Consider the following 19,876-nt stretch of genomic DNA (forward strand, 5'->3'; position numbering starts at 1 on the left):
CTCAACCACAAGTGTGAACTAGAGTCCAGACACATGTCCAGAAAGAGAGGGTTTGCGCTATGACGCTTCGACCCGCAGACAGTTCTGCACTTCTCGTCGACGGAAAACTGGTTCCCGGATCCGGCGGGACCTTCGAAGTTTTCAACCCGGCGACCGAGGAACTGATCGGCCGTGCGGCCGAAGGCACCGCCGCGGACATGGACGCGGCCATCGCCGCTGCGCGCCGTGCGTTCGACGACACCGAATGGGCACGCGATCACGGGTTTCGCGCTCGCTGCCTGCGCCAACTGTGCGATGCACTCCAGTCCCACATCGAGGAGTTGCGTGAGATCACCGTCGCCGAGGTCGGCGCACCGGTCATGCTGACGAGCGGTCCGCAACTCGAAGGCCCGATCGAAGATCTTCGCTACTGGGCCGATCTGATCGAAACCTATTCGTGGGAACAAGATCTCGGGCACGCGTCACCCATGGGGATTCCGACCCATCGCCGACTGCTCAAGGAAGCCGTCGGCGTCGTCGGCGCAATCACACCGTGGAACTTTCCGCACCAGATCAATTTCGCCAAGCTCGGTCCCGCCCTCGCAGCCGGCAACACCATCGTTCTCAAACCCGCGCCGGACACGCCCTGGTGCGCCGCGCTGGTCGCCAAGGTGATTGCAGAAGAAACCGAGATCCCGGCCGGCGTAGTCAACGTCGTGACGTCGACGGATCACTCCCTAGGCGCGCAGCTGTGCAGCGATCCGCGCGTCGATCTCGTGTCCTTCACCGGTTCCACCGCCACCGGACGCACAGTGATGGCCACGGCCGCGCAAACTCTCAAGAAGGTCTTCCTCGAACTCGGGGGTAAGTCCGCATTCATCGTCCTCGACGATGCGGACATCAAGGGTGCATGCTCGGTTGCCGCGTTCTCCGTCTGCGTTCATGCCGGTCAGGGATGCGCGCTCAGTACCAGACTTCTGGTGCCGCGCGCTCGGTACGACGATGCTCTGGCCGCGGCATCTGCCGCGATGGCGGGTATCCGAGCCGGCGACCCCAGCGCGCGCGGAACGGTGTGTGGCCCGGTCATCTCGGCGCGCCAGCGCGCCAGGGTGGAGAGCTACCTCGCCCTCGCGGTCGAAGAGGGCGGCACGATCGTGACAGGTGGGGGCCGTCCCGACGATCGCGAGAGGGGATTCTTCGTCGAGCCCACTCTCATTGCGGGGCTGGATAACTCGTCTCGCGTAGCGCAGGAGGAGATTTTCGGGCCCGTCCTCGTGATCCTTCCGTACGACAACGACGACGACGCTATCCGGATTGCCAACGATTCCCCATACGGCCTGTCCGGGTCGGTGTGGGGCACCGATCCCGATCGCGTCGCGCACGTCGTTGCCGGTGTCAGAACCGGAACGCTGAGCGTCAACGGCGGCGTCTGGTATTCGGCCGACGCACCGTTCGGCGGCTACAAACAATCCGGGATCGGCCGCGAAATGGGCCTCGCGGGTTTCGAGGAATACCTCGAAACCAAGCTCGTCGCTTCACCTTCCTGACATTCCACACCCTCACCACAGGATCATCACCACGAAAGTAGGTCGACATGGGACGTTTCGACGGTCGCACCGCGATAGTCACCGGAGCAGCGCAGGGTATCGGAGAGGCGTATGCCCGCGCTCTGGCCGCGGAGGGGGCCAACGTGGTCGTGGCGGACCTCAATCGCGAACTCGGTGAAGCAGTCGCCAAGCAGATCAACGCGGACGGCGGAAATGCCGTGTTCAAGGACGTCGACGTCGCCGACGGGGAGTCGACTGCGGCACTCGCCGACTTCACGATCGAGCAGTTCGGCAGCATCGAGCACCTGGTGAACAACGCTGCCATCTACGGCGGAATGAAGATCGATTCCCTGTTGACGGTGGACTGGGACTACTACCGAAAGTTCATGAGCGTCAACATGGACGGCGCATTGCACGTGTGCCGGGCGGTAGTACCTCACATGCGAGCGAAGGGCGGTTCGATCGTCAACCAGTCCTCCACAGCAGCCTGGCTGTACTCGAATTACTACGGACTCGCGAAGGCCGGCGTCAACAGCCTGACACAACAACTCGCGACCGAACTCGGCTGGTCGAACATCCGGATCAACGCCATCGCTCCCGGCCCTATCGACACGGAGGCGACTCGAACCGTCACCCCCGGCAACATCGTCAAGGACATGGTGAAGCGAATCCCGTTGCAGCGCATGGGAACACCGGACGATCTCGTCGGCATGTGCCTGTTCCTCCTCTCCGACGACGCAGGCTGGGTGACCGGGCAGATCTTCAACGTCGACGGAGGCCAGGTGTACCGGTCATGACGCAATCGGCGCCGAAAGCCAGCGCTTCGAAAACCAGACTGGGATACATCGGCCTAGGCAACATGGGCGCGCCGATGGCGCAGCGCCTCCTGGACTGGCCGGGCGGACTGGTGGTGTGTGATGCCCGCGCAGAAGCGCTCGAACCGTTCACCGCTGCGGGCGCGAGCGCAGCATCGACGCCCGCCGACGTTGCAGCGCAGGCGAGCATCATCTCCGTCACGGTGCTCGACGACGCGCAGGTACGCGAGGTTGTGTGCGGGCCGCACGGGATTCTGTCGACCGCACAGCCAGGCACTGTCGTCGCGATTCACTCCACTATCTCGGACACCACGGCGGTGGAACTCGCTGACATCTGTCAACAGCGTGGTGTTCTGCTGGTCGACGCGCCGATCAGTGGCGGTGCCGGCGGCGCAGCGCAGGGCAGGCTGGCAGTGATGATCGGCGGCTCCGACGAGGCGTTCGAAGCCGTCCGCGAGCCCTTCGGATCCTGGGCCGAGCTGGTGGTTCATGCCGGTGACGTCGGCGCGGGAACGCGAATGAAGCTCGCACGCAACCTTCTTCACTTCGTCTCGTTCACCGCCACGACCGAGGCCGCGCGACTCGCCGAAGCAGCAGGACTCGATCTCCGCACGCTCGGAAAGGTCGTCAGGCACACCGATGCGATCACCGGTGGCGCGGGCGCGATCATGCTCCGCGACACCACCGCACCGGTCTCGGAGGACGACCCGTGGTTCTCGATACTGCGGCATGTTCGCAATCTCGGGGAGAAGGACTTGGCCTTGGCCATCGACCTCGGTGATCGGCTGAATCTCGACCTGCCGCTCGCGCACCTTGCGCTCGCCGGACTCGGTGCCGGTCTGGGCGTCGGGAATGACAGCGAAGACAGGTCGGCCGAACCTTCAACGGCATCTACTATTCGGGAGCACGCATGACCGACACCACTCACATGACCGATGCCGGTGGAACCGACGAAAGCCGCATCTCCGAGGCCCGTGCTCGTGGCGTCGCGAAGATGAACGAGGTGTACGGCTGGGAGCTTCCCGCCGACGTTCCCGGCGACTTCTTCGCGGTCACCGCCGACCACCTCTTTGCCGACATCTGGACGCGACCGGGACTGTCGGTACGTGATCGACGACTACTCCTGATCGGTGCCATCACCGCCCAGGGGCAGAACGATGTGGCGAAGATCCAGATCAACGCTGCTCTCCACAACGAGGAGTTGACCGAGCAGCAGTTCGAAGAGGCCGCAATCTTCCTGTGCCACTACGTCGGCTGGCCGCTGGCCACCGGGCTCAACAATGCGCTGATCGCCGTGAAGGCCGACAGACGTAAGGCCGCGCGCGCCAAGGAGAAGGCCGCGGCCGATTCCGCGAAAACGGACACCGACTGACTTTCGGTCGAGATACTGCCATCAGGGCATCGATCACACCCACCGATTCCCCCACCAACCAACCAGAAGAACGAAGGATCCGAATCCATGGCCGAGGCCAGCTCAATCCGTCCGCAGTCCTCCGCAAACATCGAGCAGTGGCACTTCGAGGCTGACGTCGTCGTCGCCGGCTACGGCATTGCCGGAGTGAGTGCTTCGATCGAGGCCGCGCGAGCGGGCGCCGACGTGTTGGTGCTCGAGCGCACGAGCGGCTGGGGCGGCGCTGCGGCGCTGGCAGGCGGATTCATCTATCTGGGCGGCGGGACCCCGCTGCAGCAGGCACTCGGGTTCGAGGACTCCCCCGCCAACATGAAATCGTTCATGATGGCCGCACTCGGTCCCGGCGCCGACGAGGAGAAGATCACCGACTACTGCGAAGGCAGCGTCGAGCACTACAACTGGCTCGTCGACAACGGTGTGCCGTTCAAGGAGAGTTTCTACGGCCAACCCGGCTGGGAAACACCCTTCGACGACGGACTCATGTATTCCGGCGGCGAGAACTCGGCACCGTTCAACACGATCGCGACACCGGCCCCTCGCGGGCACGTTCCACAGATGAGCGGCAAGCGCACCGGGGAGAAGGGCGGTGGTTTCATGTTGATGAAGCCACTGATCGAGACGGCCGAAAGCCTCGGCGTACGAGCCGAATACGACATGCGAGTCCAGCGCCTGGTCGTCGACGGAGATCGAGTGGTCGGCATCATCGCCAAGCAGTACGGCAAGGAAGTGGCAGTTCGAGCACGCACGGGTGTCGTACTGGCGACGGGAAGCTTCGCCTACAACGAAGCGATGATCCAGTCGTACGCCCCACGGCTGATCGGGCGCCCCGGTGCGGCTATCGAAGAGCACGACGGAAAGTCCATCCAGATGGCGCAGGCTCTCGGGGCCGACCTCGCGCACATGGACGCCACCGAGGTCGCATTCTTCGGCGACCCCCAGTTGATGATCCGCGGCATTCTCGTCAACGGACGCGGCCAGCGCTACGTCAACGAGGACACGTACCCGGGACGAATCGGCCAGGAGACGCTGCTGCGCAACGAGAATCAGGCCTACCTGATCATCGACGAAGCTTCCTACGAAGAGGGCTGCGCCGCCGACAGTTCCACACCGTTCTTCAGATTCCAGCCCAAGTGGGTGGCCGAGACCGTCGAGGAACTCGAATCCGACATGGGTCTGCCGGAAGGCACACTCCAGTCGACCGTGGAGGTCTACAACCGCCACGCCGCCCGTGGTGAGGACCCGGTACTGGGAAAGAAGAAGGAGTGGGTCAAGCCGATCGGCTCACCCGTCGCTGCGCTCGATCTTCGCAATTTCACCGCCGGATTCACGCTCGGCGGTCTGCGCACGTCGATCAACTCGGAGGTCATGCACGTCTCCGGCGAACCGATCCCGGGTCTGTTTGCCGCTGGACGATGCACCGCCGGTGTCTGCGCTGGAGGGTATGCCTCCGGAACGTCCCTCGGAGACGGCAGCTTCTACGGGCGACGCGCGGGAATCAGCGCTGCCAAGGGCTGAGCGTCTCTTCTCAGATGTCAGCGTCCTCGCTGCGACGTTCGAGGAACAACGTGTCACGCCACCGCCCACCCAGTTGAGCGATACGCGACCGAGTGCCGACGACTCGGAATCCGACGGCCTGATGCAAGGCGACGCTTGCCCGGTTCTCCGGGAAAATCGACGACTGCACTGTCCAGATCTCACTGGCGTCGGCGGCTTGCACCTGTCGGCGAAGCAGCAGCTTGCCCACGCCGCGCCCGCGAGCGCCGCTACCGATGTAGATGGAGTTCTCGGCGACCCCGCGGTAGCAGTCTCGCGAGGACACCGGGCTGAGGCTCGCCCAGCCTTCGACGCGGCCGTCGATCTCGGCCACCCATCGATGATCGGGTAACCATTGCGCGTCGAGCTTCTCGGCGGATGGCACCGAGGTGGTGAACGTCGCGGTTCCGGTGTCGATTCCTTCGCGGTAGATCGAGCGGACGGCATCCCAGTCGCCGGATTCCATGCGGCGCACCACCACGTCATCGGGAAGAACTCCCAGTGTGTCTTCGACCGGACCACGAGCAGCCACGACGGCGGCCGCTGCCATCAGATCGGAGTATGCCGTTCCGGCAACACTGACAACCGAAGTGCCTTCGCGCACCGAAGCCTCGACAAAACCGACCTCGATCAAGGCCTCGAGGTGGGCACTCAACGCCGACGGCTCGAGTGATGCGGCGTGTGCAATCGTCTCGACGTCGATCGGACCGCCGGCAGCAAGTCGGAGCACTCGCAGCCGCGTCGGATCACCCAGGCACGCAAACCTGCGCGCAAGTACGTCGGTGTCGAGGGGAGCGAGTGTTTCTGAACTCATGAGGCGACTATAACGCCGCTGACCTGCAGTTCGGTCGGCTAGGTTCGGCAAGAGTGTCCCGGAGTGAGAAACAACTCAGCCACCGACCCCAGGGTTCGCCGGCTAACGTGCACCGATCGACGCGGCAATCATCGACCACGAGTTGTGAAGATCGTCCTGCCAGTAACCCCAAGAGTGAGTGCCAGTTGCCCGGAAATCATAGGTGGCCGGGATGCCCAAGGAGTCGAGCCGCTCGGCCAAACGCTGGGTGCACTGGTTCGTCCCGGCCTCGATGACTCCACCCACGATCACCTGGTTCGCCAGAACGCCGAGGTCGCCGTTGACCATCGGTCCGCCCAGATTCTCGTGTGGGCCGGGCAGGCCCGATCCATTGCTGATGTAGAGGTCGACCCCCCGCAATCTCTCGGCGTTGACCACAGGATCGTTGGCTACCCAGCCCGGACCGCCGGGAGGACCCCACATGTTGTCCACGTTGCCGCCGCGGAATCCGACCACGAATCTCACGTAGTCCTGACCGGGTTGAGTACTCGTCTCAGCACACCCGCTGAAAGCACCGACGGCACGGTAAACGGATGGCGCCGCCTCGGCCAGGCTCAGAACCGAGGTACCTGCCATCGACAATCCGGCAACGGCATTCGTACCCGTAGTCCCGAGCGTGGCATCGACGATCGGTGGCAACTCCTGGGTGAGAAATGTGGTCCACTTGTTCAGTCCGAGAACAGGATCGGGCTTCTCCCAGTCGGTGTAGTAGCTGTAGGCACCGCCGATCGGGTTGACGACGTTGACGTTCTTGTCGCCGAAGAAGTCGACGACGTCTGTCCGTGTCTGCCACGTCGCCGTGTCCTCGCCTCCGCCGGCGCCATTGAGTAGATAGAGGGTCGGCCGGGGCGCACTCGTGTCTGCCGGCCGAATCACCTCGAGCGGAATCACCTTGTCCATCGCAGCCGAGTAGACGTACATAGTCAGCTGACGGGCGTTGATCTCCTCGACGTGATCGAGAGCTGAACCGCCTGAAGGGGATGTCGGGGCCGGGTCAGCCGAGGCCAACGCTGCTTCGCCGAACAGTCCCGTCCACGCGACGAGTGCGACGACAAGCATTGCCCGAGTACGTCCGATTCTTCTCATTGCCGCTCCTCGTGCTCGATTGCGGTGCCCGGCAACAGCTCGGTGGCGCTCGCTTCGCGGGCGTGCGGCTTGGTGGCTTGAAGTTGTCATGCCCGTTCGGAGTATCCGGAAAACATCGAGAGCACCCGGGCGAGCTCCGGTCCGATGACCGCCATGGCCGGAGGTTCGATCATCTCGTTGTGTTCGCAGCGCACGGGCACCTCCACGATCCGGCCCGTCACGAGTGGGCTCCATTCCTGCGGCGACCTGTCGCGCGGAATTGTGTCGTCTTCTCCGGATGCCAGGAAGATCAGCAGATCTCCTTCGTAGACCTGGGGAACGAACTGGTGCGTGATTCTCTGTGAAGTCTCGTACCCTCGGGCAATCCGTTCGAGGTCCCGACCGTCGACTCCCGTCTCGGGCCCGAGCCTCCGGGCCAACACGGCCGCCGCCTCGTCGAAGGTCAGATCTCGGTCGGTCTGGGGTTCGAGGCCGAGTCCTCGCAGTAGGTCTCGGACGTCGAGTTCGGCTGACGCAGGGGCATCGCCGTTGTCGGGGTAGCTGTCCATCATCGCCAGTGTGGCGACGTCGCGGCCGGACGATTGCAGTTCGACGGCCATGGCGTGCGCGATGACTCCGCCGAGGGACCATCCGAGTAAGTCGTACGGCCCGTCCGGCGAAACGGCCTCCACCTCTTCGACGTAGCGATGGGCTAACTGTTCGATCGACTGATAGTCACCGTCGTCGCTGAGAGCGGGGAGCTGAAGTCCGTACACGGGTCTGTCCTCGGGCAGATACCGCACCAAGCCGGCATACCCCCAGGACAGGCCGATACCGGGGTGCACACAGAACAGCGGTCGCCCAGTCCCTTCCGTCCGCAGTGGAACAACCACGGCGAGAAGCTCTTCCATACCGGCGTCGGCTGTCGGCATGTCGAGGCGTCGAGCGATTCCAGCGGGTGTCGGGTCGAGGAACATCCACTGAAGCGGGATTCTCCGTTGGAAACGAGAGTGCAGTGCGCTGACGATTCGGGTGGCCACCAGGGAGGACCCGCCCAGGTCGAAGAAGCTGTCGGTAGTGCTCACCCGGTCGACACCCAGAACCTCGACGAACGAGTCGACCACGGCACGCTCGGTGTCGGTGACCGGCTCGCGGAACTCGGCTGCAGCCGAACCGAATTCGGGTTCCGGTAAGGCCTTTCGGTCGAGCTTGCCCACCGGTGTCATCGGAATCCGCTCGAGAAGCACCACTGCCGACGGAACCATGTGCGAGGGTAGTCGGTCGGCTGCGTACGCCCGTATCTCGTCAGTGCCGGTGGCGTCGGCAGCTGACGCACGCACGTACGACACCAGGACCGTTTCACCCGACGGTCCCGTGTGGCCGACAGTCGCGGCGAAGTCCACCGACGGATGGCGTGAGAGAACTGCATCGATTTCCCCGAGTTCGATCCGAAAACCACGGACCTTGACCTGGAAGTCGCTGCGCCCGATGTATTCGAGCGTGTGATGCACCCCATCGCCGGAGCCAACGATTTTGGCACTGTCACCGCCGGATTCACGCCAACGCACGACATCTCCGGTGCGGTACATCCGGCGCCCCGGCGACCCGTACGAGCACGCGACAAATCGTTCCGACGTGAGCGACGCCCGATTATGGTACCCACGTGCCATACCTGGACCGATGATGTACAACTCCCCCGGCACGCCCACCGGGACGGGCTGCAAACGCTCGTCCAGCACCAGGAAGCCGAAGCCCACTGCCGGCGAGCCGATATTCACTCCCGCACCGGGTTTCATCGAATCGCTGACGCTCGCCTGCACGGTGGTTTCAGTCGGGCCGTAGCCGTTGTGCAGCCTCCGACCCGGCGCCCATTGCGCGACGACCTCCGGCGGGCAGGCCTCGCCCACCAGATCGAGAACACGGAGCGCCTCGAAACCGTTGTCACCCAACGCCGCCAGCGCGGTCGGTGTAATGGTGGCATGAGTGACCTGCTCGCGCCGGAAAACATCGGCCAATTCGGCGCCACCGTACACAGCAGGCGGAACGATCACGACTTGCGCCGAGGCGCTGAATGCCATCGTCAACTCGAAGATGGAAGCGTCGAAACTCGGCGATGCCAACTGAGAGACATGAGAGTCGTGAGTGACCTCGAACCTCTCACGAGTTTCGGCCGTGAAGCTCGCCAAACCTCGATGAGTAATGTTCACTCCCTTGGGTTTCCCGGTAGATCCCGAGGTGTAGATCAGGTAGGCCGGATGATCGAGGTTCAGTTCACCGGTTCGATCGTCATCGGTGATCGGTTCCGGCGACAGCGCGGCTACCCGCCGGGCGAAGTGTGGGTCGTCGAGTTCCAGCCAGGGAACAACGTCGGGTAGGTGAGTTCGGCTGGTCTGAACAGTCAAACCGAGCGAGGCTCGGCAATCGGCGAGCATGTATTCGACGCGCTCGCGCGGATAGGCCGGATCGACAGGCACAAAAGCCGCTCCGGCTTTGGTCACCGACCAGATCGCCACCACCGATTCGATCGAGCGAGGCATTCCCAGTGCCACGAAGGTCTCCGGGCCCACACCGCGACCGCACAACTCCCGGGCAACACGATTCGACCACTCGTCCAGGTCGCGATAACTGAGCTGCCGGTTCTCGAGCGACAGGGCCACCGAGTCAGGATCGATCGCCACGGCGTCCGCCAACAACTCAGGCCACAATTTCGGAGGTACTTCGGGGAGCCCATGCGCCGGCGTCAACTCGCGACGTTCGAGATCGCCGAGTAGGTCGATGTCACCGATCGGTACCTGCGGATTCCGGGTCACGGCCTCGAGCACACGAACGAACATGTCGGCAAAACCGCCGACCGTACCGGGGTCGAAGAGATCAGTGGCAAAGTCGACGGCTCCGCTCATCCCTCCCGGTTCACCGCGATCGTCGTACTCCTCGGCCAGAAGGAATTCCAGGTCTACCTTCACTACCTCGAGTTCAGGGTCGATCCCGCGGACTTCCAGTCCCGGTAGCTTCAGAATCGGTCGTTTGTTGTTCTGGAATTCCAGCGACACCGAGGAAATCGGTGCATAAGCGCTCGACCGTTTCGGCCCGACCGCGTCCACTACCCGCTCGAAGGGCACGTCGGAATAAGCGAACGCGGCGAGGTCGACTTCGCGGCAATGCTCAACCAACTCGCGGAACGATCGAGCCGGATCCACCTGTGTGCGCAGTGCGAGCGTGCCGACGAACATGCCGACCAGATCATCGAGGGCACGATCTCCCCGGCCGGCGATCGGCGTGCCGATCACGATGTCGTCGGTGCTGCCCAAACGTGCCAGCAAGAGCGCGAGCGCTGCATGCACAGTCATGAATGCAGTGGACTCGTGCTGCCGCGACACGTTCAGAATACGGCGGTGAAGATCACTGCTGATCGAGAAGTGAATCCGCGAGCCGTGAAAACTCTGTTGCGTCGGCCGGTCTCGATCGAGCGGAAGTTCCAAGAGGTCGGGAGCACCTGACAATGCACGTCGCCAGTAAGCCAACTGCTCACTGATCACCGACCCGGGGTCGTCGACTGAGCCCAGAATCTCCCGTTGCCAGAGCGCAAAGTCGGCGTACTGGACTGGAAGCGGCGTCCACTGGGGATCCCCGCCGTACGCGTGGGCCTCGTATGCAATCATCACGTCTCGGGTCAACGGAGACATCGAGAAGCCGTCAGCCGAGATGTGGTGCACCACTACGGCAAGCACGTGTTCGCGCTCATCGATGGTGAACAACGCTGCCCGCAGGGGAATTCGTGCGGCGACGTCGAAACCGGCCGAGACCATCCGAGCAAGCTCGTCACGGAGATGATGTTCGTCGGTCACCGATGTCTCGGTCAGTTGCGGCAGCTCGGCGCTCTCGGTGGGCAGGATGTGCTGGACCGGTCCGTCACCGTGGACCGGGAACATCGTTCGCAGCGATTCGTGGCGGGCGATGACATCGGACATCGCTGATCTCAAGGCCGGTTTGTCGAGTTCACCGCTCAACCGCACCACGAGCGGAATGTTGTATGCAGGAGAACTGGTGTCGAGTTGATTGACGAACCACATCCGCTGCTGAGCAAACGACAAGGGGATGTTGTCGGGTCGGGGGCGCGGTCCCAGTCGCTCCGACCCTTCGGCAACCGAGTGGCCGATCACCGTAGCCAACTCGGCCACCGTCGGCGTCTCGAACAGATCCCGCACGCCTACGGTAGCTCCGAGTACCGCCCGTAGCCTCGCCGCGACCGAAGTGGCGCTCAGAGAATTTCCACCGAGCTCGAAGAAACTGATGTCGGTACCGACTCGTTCGAGGCCGAGCACCTCGCCGAACACGTCCGACACTGCCTGTTCGACCGGGCCGACCGGGGGACGGAAATCCCCTGTGGTCGTCTCGATTTCGGGTCTTGGCAACGCCGAACGGTCGACTTTTCCGACAGCGGTCAACGGAATGTTCTCCAGCACCGTGAGAACGGCAGGCACCATGTGCGAAGGCAAGCGCCGGGCCACGGCGCGACTCAGGATCCTGGTGTCCAGTCGACCCGCCGTGGGCACGACGTACGACACGAGTCGGGTGTCTCCGGTGGGGGCGGAATCGGCAACCGTAACGGCAAAACCGACGTTAGGCTCCGACATGAGCACACTGTCGATCTCACCGAGTTCGACACGGAAGCCTCGAACCTTGACCTGGAAGTCGCTTCGCCCGACGTACTCGACACACATGTCCGCCGTCCATCGCACGATGTCGCCGGTGCGGTACATCCGCGTTCCTGGGTCAGCCGGGTTGGCAACAAAGCGTTCTGCCGTCAACCCCGCCCTTCGGTGATATCCCCGTGCCACGCCTGGTCCGGCCAGGTACAGCTCGCCGGGGACCCCGACGGGAACCGCTTGAAGTCGAGTGTCGAGCACCAGTTCGCTGACGCCCCTGACGGGTCCACCGATGGTGATTGGTTCTCCGGCGGTCATCGGCGGGCTGACGTTGGACATGATCGTTGCTTCGGTCGGTCCGTACGCGTTGTACAGGCGGCGGCCAGGTGCCCAGCGAGCGACGAGGTCGGGCGGGCACGCCTCGCCCCCGAATACGACTTCCGAAAGTTGTTCCAGCCCAGCTGGGTCCACCGATGCCAATGCCGCTGTGGTGACGAACGCGTGCGTGACGGCGTGCTCTGCCAGAAGTTGCGCCAGGTCCTCGCCCCCGTAGATCCCGGGTGGAGCGACAACCATCGTCGCCCCGGCTCCGAAAGCCTGCAGATATTCGAAGAGCGACCCGTCGAAACTCGGAGTGGAGAAGTGCAGCGTGCGTGATTGTGGAGTTGCGCCGTAGCGTTCGAGCTGGTCTCGGGCGAAGTTGTCGAGCCCTCGCTGCGTGACCACGACGCCCTTGGGCACGCCGGTCGACCCCGAGGTGTAGACCACGTAGGCAGCTGAATCCAACCCGATCGGACGGAGTCGGTCGTTGTCGGTCAACGGGCTCCCCGAGAATCCCTCGCACTTCTTCGTGAAATGCGGATCGTCGATAATCAGCCACTCCGCGATATCGGGCAATCGATCTCGGCCCGCGGTGGTGGTCAATCCGAAGCTGACCTTCGAATCGATCAGCATGTGATTGATCCGCTCGTCCGGATAGTCGGGATCGATCGGCACGAACGCAGCGCCTGTCTTGGCGACGGCAAGTATCGACACCACGGACGCGAGAGAACGTGGGACACCGACCGCTACATAGTCCTCGGTTCCCAGGCCGTGCGAGACGAGCATGCGAGCAATGCGATTGGAAAGGATGTCCAGCTCGCCGTAGGTCATGCTGCCGTCCGCCGATTCCACGGCCGGTGCGTTCGGATCACGCTGGGCTGCCTCGTCGAAGATCTCCGGGAAGACGCGCGACGACCCGCCGGCCGTGCCACGGACTGGCACCAATTCAGTATGTTCGGAGGCTGCGAGCACCGACACCACAGCCAAGGGACGATCCGGCTGGGTACACGCTTCGAGTACGCGCCGCAGTCGTCCGGCGATCTCTTCGATGTCGGCGGCACCGAAAACCTCGGGTATGTACTCGAATTTCAGGCGGAGCCTGGTGTCGACCGATGCTACGAGGCTGAGCGGGTAGTGGGCAGCGTCCTTGGCTTCGACATCGGTGATCCGGACCCCCGCAATATCGGTATCGGACGAAAGCCCCTGACGGTCAACGGGATACGATTCGAAGACAGTCAACGTGTCGAATCCGATCTCCGGCCCCGCGCCTACGTGGATCTCGGAAAGCCCGAGACAGTGGTGATCCGACAGCTCTGCTTGCTCGGCCTGGATCCGCGCGAGGAGTGTGCCGATACTTTCACTCGGGCGCAGCGTGATTCGGACCGGAATTGTGTTGATGAACAGCCCGACCATGGTTTCGATCCCGGTCAGCTCGGGAGGTCGACCCGACACCGTCGCTCCGAACACCACATCGTCTCTCCCGGTCAGTGCAGCAAGGACGATCCCCCACGATGCCTGAACAATCGTGTTGATCGTCAGCCCGAGTTCACGCGCCATTCCGCGAAGTGAGGTTGTGAATTCCTCGTCCAGATCGAACACCCACTCGGCCGCCATGGTGGAGAGTCGACGCGATCGAACCGCTGGAGCCAACAGCGTCGGTCCTTCGACTCCGCTCAGCGTCCTCGCCCACACAGCTCGGGAAGCTTGCTGATCGCGGCGGCTCATCCAGGTCAGATAGTCGCGATACGCGCGCGCGTGAGGCAAGGCCGCCACTTGACCGTCGGCGGCATAGAGCGTCGCCAATTCCCGGATCAGCAGGGGCATGGACCAGCCGTCCAGAAGGATGTGATGATTGGTGAGCACGAGCGTGAACTTTTCGGGGGCGAGAGCGATCAGGGTGAATCGGATCAACGGCGCCCGTGCCATGTCGAACGGGCGCGCTCGGTCCTCGGCCAGCGCTCGATCAATTTCCTGATCTGGTGCACCAGTGAGGTCGATTTCCTGCCACGGCGCTGCCACGTTGCTTCGGACCACCTGGACGGCACGGCCGTCGGCGCTGTGAAGGAAGGCGGTACGCAGGTTCTCATGCCGGCCGAGCAGCGCGTCGGCGGCGCGGCGCAGGCGCTCCGAATCGACTGCGCCGGCTAGATCGAGAGCCACTTGTACGAGGTATGCGTCGACCGATCGTTCGGCCAATTCGGCGTGGAACAACAACCCCGCTTGCAGTGGAGAGAGTGGCCAGACATCGCTCAGGTCGGGACACCGACTTTCGAGGTCGTCGATCGCCTCCTGTCTAAGATCGACCAGATCGAAGTCCGAGGGTGTGAATCCGCCGCCGCCCGCCGCGAACTCTGCGAGCCCGGCCAGTGCGTCGAGCCACCACTGCCCCAGTTGCCGAACGTCGTCCGCACCCAGAATGTCCGGTGGGAACGTCCAGCCGGCAACGAGCTGCGGACCGTCCTCGGTATCGCTGTCGACCGTCATCACGTTGACCTCGAGGACGCTGGCGAGTGGAAGATCGACGGCCGCAACCGTCCGCAGGTCCTCGTCACGGATCGGTACCCATCCCGCTGAAGCGTCGGCGTCGGATCCACCGACGCGTCCGAGGTAGTTGAAGCTGATCTGAGGCACCGGAAGTTGCGAAAGAGTGTGTGCCGTTTCGCGGTTCAGATAGCGCAGCAACCCGAAGCCGATGCCGCGGTCCGGCACCGCCCGGAGTTGTTCCTTGACAGTCTTGGCAGCGACGCCGGCAGCCGGGCCGCCGGCCAAGGCGTCACCCGGATCCACTCCGCTCAGATCGATCCGCACCGGGAAGATCGTCGTGAACCATCCCACCGTGCGAGCAAGATCTGCCCCGGGAACCACCTGTTCCTCGCGTCCGTGCCCCTCGAGACTGATCAATGTCTCCGGATTGTCGATGCCGCGGTCCATGCGCCAGCGGACCATCGCAAGTGCCAAAGCCGTCAACAATCCGTCCTCGACGCTCCCGTGAATCGCCTGCGGAACTGTCGTCGACACGGCCTCGGTCAATCCCGTGGGAACTCGTACTTCGATGTCAATGGTGGCCGAGGCGGTGTCCCTCTTCGTCAGGGCGCGCACACCCAGAGTCGGATCCGGGCCCTCGAGCACCTCTCGCCAATAGTCGATTTCAGCGACCCGATCCGGCTCGCGCGCGGCGTCGACGAGGCCATGTGCCCATCGACGCATCGAGGTTCCGACCGGAGCAAGTGACGGGTCGACGCCTGACTGCACCTGCGCACAGGCAAGTGCAAGATCGGGGATCAGGATTCGCCAGGAAACACCGTCCGTCACCAGATGGTGCGCTACCAGTAGCAACCGTTTCCGGCTCTGCCGGTCCTTTTGAATCTGCCCGTCGGTGTCGAGCAGGACTGCCTGCACCATCACACCTGCCTCCGGGTCGAGCCGCCCCAGAGCTGCGTCGAGTTCTGTCGAGACCGTCTCCGCGGCAGAACCCCCGAGGCTCACGTGGCGTACGACGGTCTCCGCTCGCACCGTACCTACAGGCGCAACGTCCATCCGCCGAGCGGATTCAGGATGATGCGTCGCCCGGATGCCCGCGCGGAGGATGTCGTGGTGGTCCAGCACAGCCTGCATGGCCAGTGTCAGCGTGACCTCGTCGAGCGTGGCAGGAACCGAGAGCAGAACAGATTGGGAGTACCGGCGAAAATCTCCACCACGGTCAAGCATCCATTCGACGATCGGCGTCAATTCGATCTCACCGACGCCGCCGCCAGGTAATTCGTCGACGACGACACGGTTGCCAGCCGTTCCGGCCGTCTCGGACAGCGCCGCAACAGTTTTGCGTTCGAACACCTCGCGCGGTGTGATCAGAACTCCGGCAGACCTGGCGCGCGTCACCAACTGGATGGACATGATCGAGTCACCGCCGAGAGTGAAGAACGAATCGTCGACCCCCACCTCCTCGAGTCCCAGAACTTCGGCGAACAGACTCGCAAGGATGTTTTCCGTCGCGGACGCGGGGCCACGACTTACGGTTGCCTGTCGCCCGAAGTCAGGTTCAGGCAATGCATTCCGGTCGAGCTTTCCGTTCACCGTCAGCGGCAAACCCTCGAGAACCGTCACGACAGCGGGGACCATGTGGGGCGCCAACCTCTGTGAGACATACTCGAGCAACGCCGCCGGAGAGATAGTGGCACCGGACTCCGGCACCACGTAGCCCACCAACCGGTCTCTGCGGGCTACCACCGCCGACTGAGACACGCCCACTCCGGAGAGCAGTGCAGCCTCCACCTCGCCGAGTTCGATTCGGTACCCCTTCACCTGCACCTGCAGATCGTTTCGTCCGAGGTACTCCAGCTGCCCGCTGTCGTTCCAGCGCCCCAGGTCACCGGATCGATACATACGCGCACCACTGACCGCGAGGTCGGGAATGAACCGCGCGGACGTCAGACCGAACCGGCCGAGGTATCCGCGTGAAACCTGATCACCGGAGACATACAGTTCACCCACCACACCGGGCGGCACCGGGTGCAACCGCTGATCCAACACATACACACGCAATCCGGGTAACGCCCGACCAATCACCGAGGCCGATCGTTGACGCACCAGCACACGATCGAGCGGTAAATGGCTGACGTGCACAGTGGTCTCCGTGATGCCGTACATGTTGACCAGATCTGGTGACGAAGTCCCGCGACGGGCGTACCAGCGCGTCAACTGTCCGAAGTCGAGCGCTTCTCCGCCGAAGATCACGTAGCGCAATGACAGGGCCGCACCCCCGGTAAGCCGGTCGGCTTCCGCCAATTGATAGAAGGCGGTGGGAGTTTGATTGAGCACCGTGACACGTTCGTGCCGTAGCAATTCGAGGAATGCCTCTGGTGAACGGGCCGTGAAGTAGTCGACCAGTACCAGTCGGCCACCGTGTGCGAGTGCGCCCCACATTTCCCAGACCGAGAAGTCGAATGCCTCCGAATGGAACATCGTCCACACATCGCCGCTGCCGAAGCCGAAGAGCGCTCTGGTGTTTGCCAGCAACGTCACTACGCTGCGGTGAGAAACCTGCACCCCCTTCGGGCGCCCGGTGGACCCCGAGGTGTAGATCACGTAGGCCACCGATTCGGGTCGGAGCGGTAGCAGCCGATCTCGGTCGGTCACCGCAAGCGGAGAAAACCTGTGCAGTGCATCGAGAATCACCGGGTCGTCTACCGCAATCACTGGAATCTCGCTGTCTGCGATTGCGTCACTGTCTCGTATGTAGTCGCCGTCGGCCCGGGTGGTCAACACACACTTCGGCCGGGCGTCACGCAGCACGAAGTCCACCCGGTTTACCGGAGAAGTCGAGTCCACCGGTACGTATCCGCCACCCGCCTTCACCACCGCCAGCAATGCCACCATCAGGTCGATCGAGCGGGCCATCGCGACTGCCACCAAGGTTTCCGGCCCCACCCCCTGCGCCACCAACAGTCGAGCAAGGCGGTTTGCTCGCTCGTCGAGTTCGCGGTACGTAACCGACAATCCGCCGCAGCGCACCGCCACGGCAGCACCGGACGTCCGCGCCGTGCGATCGAAGAGATCCGACAACGAATCCTCGTCTGTTCCGGCGCCAGAGGGCGTGGGCGCAACCAGCAACCCGCTGAGTTCGCCGACCAGAATCATGTCGATATCACCGACGACCACCGACTGGTTCTCGGTCACGGCGCCGATCACTCTTTCGAAGCGCGCCGCGATGCGCGCCACCGACATTCGATCGAAAATATCTGTTGCATAACGGAAACCGGCGCTGATACCAGCGGGCTCACCGTGCTCGTCGACGTGCTCCATCACACTCAGTTGCAGATCGAATTTCGCAACCGCGAGATCGACGTCGAGCGAGCGAACCGTCAGTTCCGGCAAGTCGAAGCGCAGTCCCGTATCGGTCTGGAATTCGAGGAGTACCTGAAACAGAGGTGAATGCTCGGTGGAACGGTCGGGCGAGAGGTAATCCACCAACCTCTCGAAGGGGATGTCTGCATGGTCCAGAGCACCGAGATCCGTTGACCGCACCGCGGCCAACACCTCGGCAAAGGTTGCTCCGGATGAGACAGGTGTGCGAAGGACGAGCGTATTGACGAACATCCCGACCACATCGTCGAACACCGATGCACCGCGACCTGCGACCGGAGTCCCGATCACTACGTCGTCCGCTGTAGTGAGCCGTGCCAGCAATACCGCCAGAGCCGCATGCATCACCATGAACAGAGACGAACCGTTCTGGTGTGCGAGTTCGTTCAAAGCTCGATGGATCTCGGGCGAGAAGTCCATCGAAACCACCGCGCCCTCGGCAGACCGTTTCGAGGTTCGTGGTCTATCGAGAGGGAGCGGCAAGACGTCCGGAATACCCGACAGCTTCGCTGTCCAATAATCGAATTCGGCCGAGGGCGAAGTTTCCGGACCAACGTCTGCGTCGACGATCTCACGCTGCCAGAGGGTGTAGTCGGCGTACTGAATCGGCAGCGGCACCCAGTCCGGGCTCCGACCTTGCGTGCGCGCGGTATATGCACTCATCAGGTCGCGTGCCAGTGGTGCCATCGAGAAGCCGTCTGCGGCGATGTGGTGAACAACGATCGCGAGTACATGCTGCTCCGGCCCGTTTCGGAGTAACCTCACGTGCAGCGGGAACTCTTCGGACACATCGAATCCGATGTCGAAGAACGCGCGCAAGTCCGTGAAAAACCCCTCGCCGGGAATCGGCACGGGGTGGATTCGAGGAGCAGCGACCGCGGGTTCGGCGATCACCTGGTAGGGCCCGTCTGCGGACGCAGGAAAGATCGTTCGAAGGGATTCGTGCCGTTCCACCACATCACCCAGCGCGGCTTGGAGCGCATCCGAATCCAGGAACCCGTCCAGTTGTAGTGCGACGGGGATGTTGTAGAGCGGAGACGACGTGTCGAACTGGTTGACGAACCACATCCGCGATTGCGCGAACGACAGCGGAATACGTTCTGGCCGTGCCCTACTCGTGAGGGGCACACGAGTAGCTTCCTCGGGTCCAGGCTCGCCCGGCGCGGAGTCGATTGGATCTATCGAGGCTGCCAGGTCCGCGACCACGGGGGCGTCGAACAGTGCATTGACCCCCATATTGGTGTGCAATGCGGCGTTGATGCGGGCGATGACTCGAGTGGCGCTGAGGGAATCCCCGCCGAGTTCGAAGAAACTGTCGTCGGCACCCACCTGGTCGAGACCGAGAACGTCGGCAACAGCACGGGCGATTCCGATTTCGGCAGGAGTGGCGGGAGTCCGAAACGCAGCGCTCGCAAAATCAGTGTCCGGGAGGGCTTTACGGTCCAACTTCCCATGCACCGTCACCGGAAACTCCCCCAACACCACCACCACCGACGGCACCATGAACCCCGGAAGAGACCTCCGCACCCCCTCCAACACCACCACCTCATCGACCACCACCCCCACCTCACCCACCACAAACCCCACCAAAAAATCCCCACCCACACCCGACCGCAACACCACCACCGCACCAGCCACCCCCACCTGAGCAGCCAACACCGCCTCCACCTCACCCAACTCCACCCGCTGCCCCCGCACCTTCACCTGAAAATCCGTGCGCCCCACAAACTCCAACACCCCACCACACCCCCACCGCACCACATCACCCGTCCGATACACCCGAGCACCCACCACCCCCGACACCGGATCCGCCACAAACCGACCCACCGTCAAATCCACACGAC

The 19,876-nt window shown here is 63.3% G+C and carries 8 protein-coding genes; 5 read left to right on the forward strand and 3 right to left on the reverse strand.

What is annotated here, in order from left to right:
* Positions 1 to 59 precede the first annotated feature (59 nt).
* The 5 genes from ASU23_RS06100 to ASU23_RS06120 all read left to right on the forward strand — a co-directional run bounded on the left by ASU23_RS06100 (position 60) and on the right by ASU23_RS06120 (position 5,267).
* Positions 60 to 1,526, forward strand: a complete 1,467-nt coding sequence (locus ASU23_RS06100; RefSeq protein WP_003944082.1) for an aldehyde dehydrogenase — start codon at positions 60 to 62, stop codon at positions 1,524 to 1,526.
* Between the two features lie 47 nt (positions 1,527 to 1,573).
* Positions 1,574 to 2,323 (forward strand): SDR family oxidoreductase, encoded by a 750-nt coding sequence (locus ASU23_RS06105; RefSeq protein WP_030536773.1) that lies wholly within the window; start codon positions 1,574 to 1,576, stop codon positions 2,321 to 2,323.
* Positions 2,320 to 3,255: an NAD(P)-dependent oxidoreductase gene (locus tag ASU23_RS06110; RefSeq protein WP_054187433.1), complete on the forward strand. Its 936-nt coding sequence runs from the start codon at positions 2,320 to 2,322 to the stop codon at positions 3,253 to 3,255. Before ASU23_RS06105 ends, ASU23_RS06110 begins: the two co-directional genes overlap by 4 nt.
* A gap of 14 nt (positions 3,256 to 3,269) precedes the next feature.
* The gene (locus tag ASU23_RS06115; protein WP_042450544.1) at positions 3,270 to 3,713 is read left to right on the forward strand and encodes a carboxymuconolactone decarboxylase family protein; all 444 of its coding nucleotides are present in this window, start codon (positions 3,270 to 3,272) and stop codon (positions 3,711 to 3,713) included.
* Positions 3,714 to 3,800: 87 nt separating this feature from the next.
* Positions 3,801 to 5,267: an FAD-dependent oxidoreductase gene (locus tag ASU23_RS06120; protein ID WP_058037534.1), complete on the forward strand. Its 1,467-nt coding sequence runs from the start codon at positions 3,801 to 3,803 to the stop codon at positions 5,265 to 5,267.
* A gap of 10 nt (positions 5,268 to 5,277) precedes the next feature.
* Here ASU23_RS06120 and ASU23_RS06125 read toward each other — a convergent pair whose 3' ends face one another.
* The 3 genes from ASU23_RS06125 to ASU23_RS06135 form a co-directional block, all read right to left on the reverse strand.
* Positions 5,278 to 6,099, reverse strand: coding sequence for a GNAT family N-acetyltransferase (locus ASU23_RS06125; RefSeq protein WP_030536776.1), 822 nt, complete (start codon positions 6,097 to 6,099; stop codon positions 5,278 to 5,280).
* Positions 6,100 to 6,201: 102 nt separating this feature from the next.
* Positions 6,202 to 7,224 (reverse strand): alpha/beta hydrolase family protein, encoded by a 1,023-nt coding sequence (locus ASU23_RS06130; protein WP_003944025.1) that lies wholly within the window; start codon positions 7,222 to 7,224, stop codon positions 6,202 to 6,204.
* 86 nt (positions 7,225 to 7,310) lie between these two features.
* Positions 7,311 to 19,876: non-ribosomal peptide synthetase (locus ASU23_RS06135; protein WP_156423105.1), on the reverse strand; the 12,566-nt coding region annotated here is incomplete at its 5' end.

This window comes from Rhodococcus sp. KB6 (genome assembly GCF_001445685.1).
GTDB classification, from domain to species: domain Bacteria; phylum Actinomycetota; class Actinomycetes; order Mycobacteriales; family Mycobacteriaceae; genus Rhodococcus_F; species Rhodococcus_F qingshengii.

Bases quoted from the DNA above. Each gene is read 5' to 3' on its own strand.
- ASU23_RS06100 (WP_003944082.1), top strand. From the start codon at position 60: ATGACGCTTCGACCCGCAGACAGTTCTGCACTTCTCGTCGACGGAAAA.
- ASU23_RS06105 (WP_030536773.1), top strand. From the start codon at position 1,574: ATGGGACGTTTCGACGGTCGCACCGCGATAGTCACCGGAGCAGCGCAG.
- ASU23_RS06110 (WP_054187433.1), top strand. From the start codon at position 2,320: ATGACGCAATCGGCGCCGAAAGCCAGCGCTTCGAAAACCAGACTGGGA.
- ASU23_RS06115 (WP_042450544.1), top strand. From the start codon at position 3,270: ATGACCGATGCCGGTGGAACCGACGAAAGCCGCATCTCCGAGGCCCGT.
- ASU23_RS06120 (WP_058037534.1), top strand. From the start codon at position 3,801: ATGGCCGAGGCCAGCTCAATCCGTCCGCAGTCCTCCGCAAACATCGAG.
- ASU23_RS06125 (WP_030536776.1), bottom strand. From the start codon at position 6,099: ATGAGTTCAGAAACACTCGCTCCCCTCGACACCGACGTACTTGCGCGC.
- ASU23_RS06130 (WP_003944025.1), bottom strand. From the start codon at position 7,224: ATGAGAAGAATCGGACGTACTCGGGCAATGCTTGTCGTCGCACTCGTC.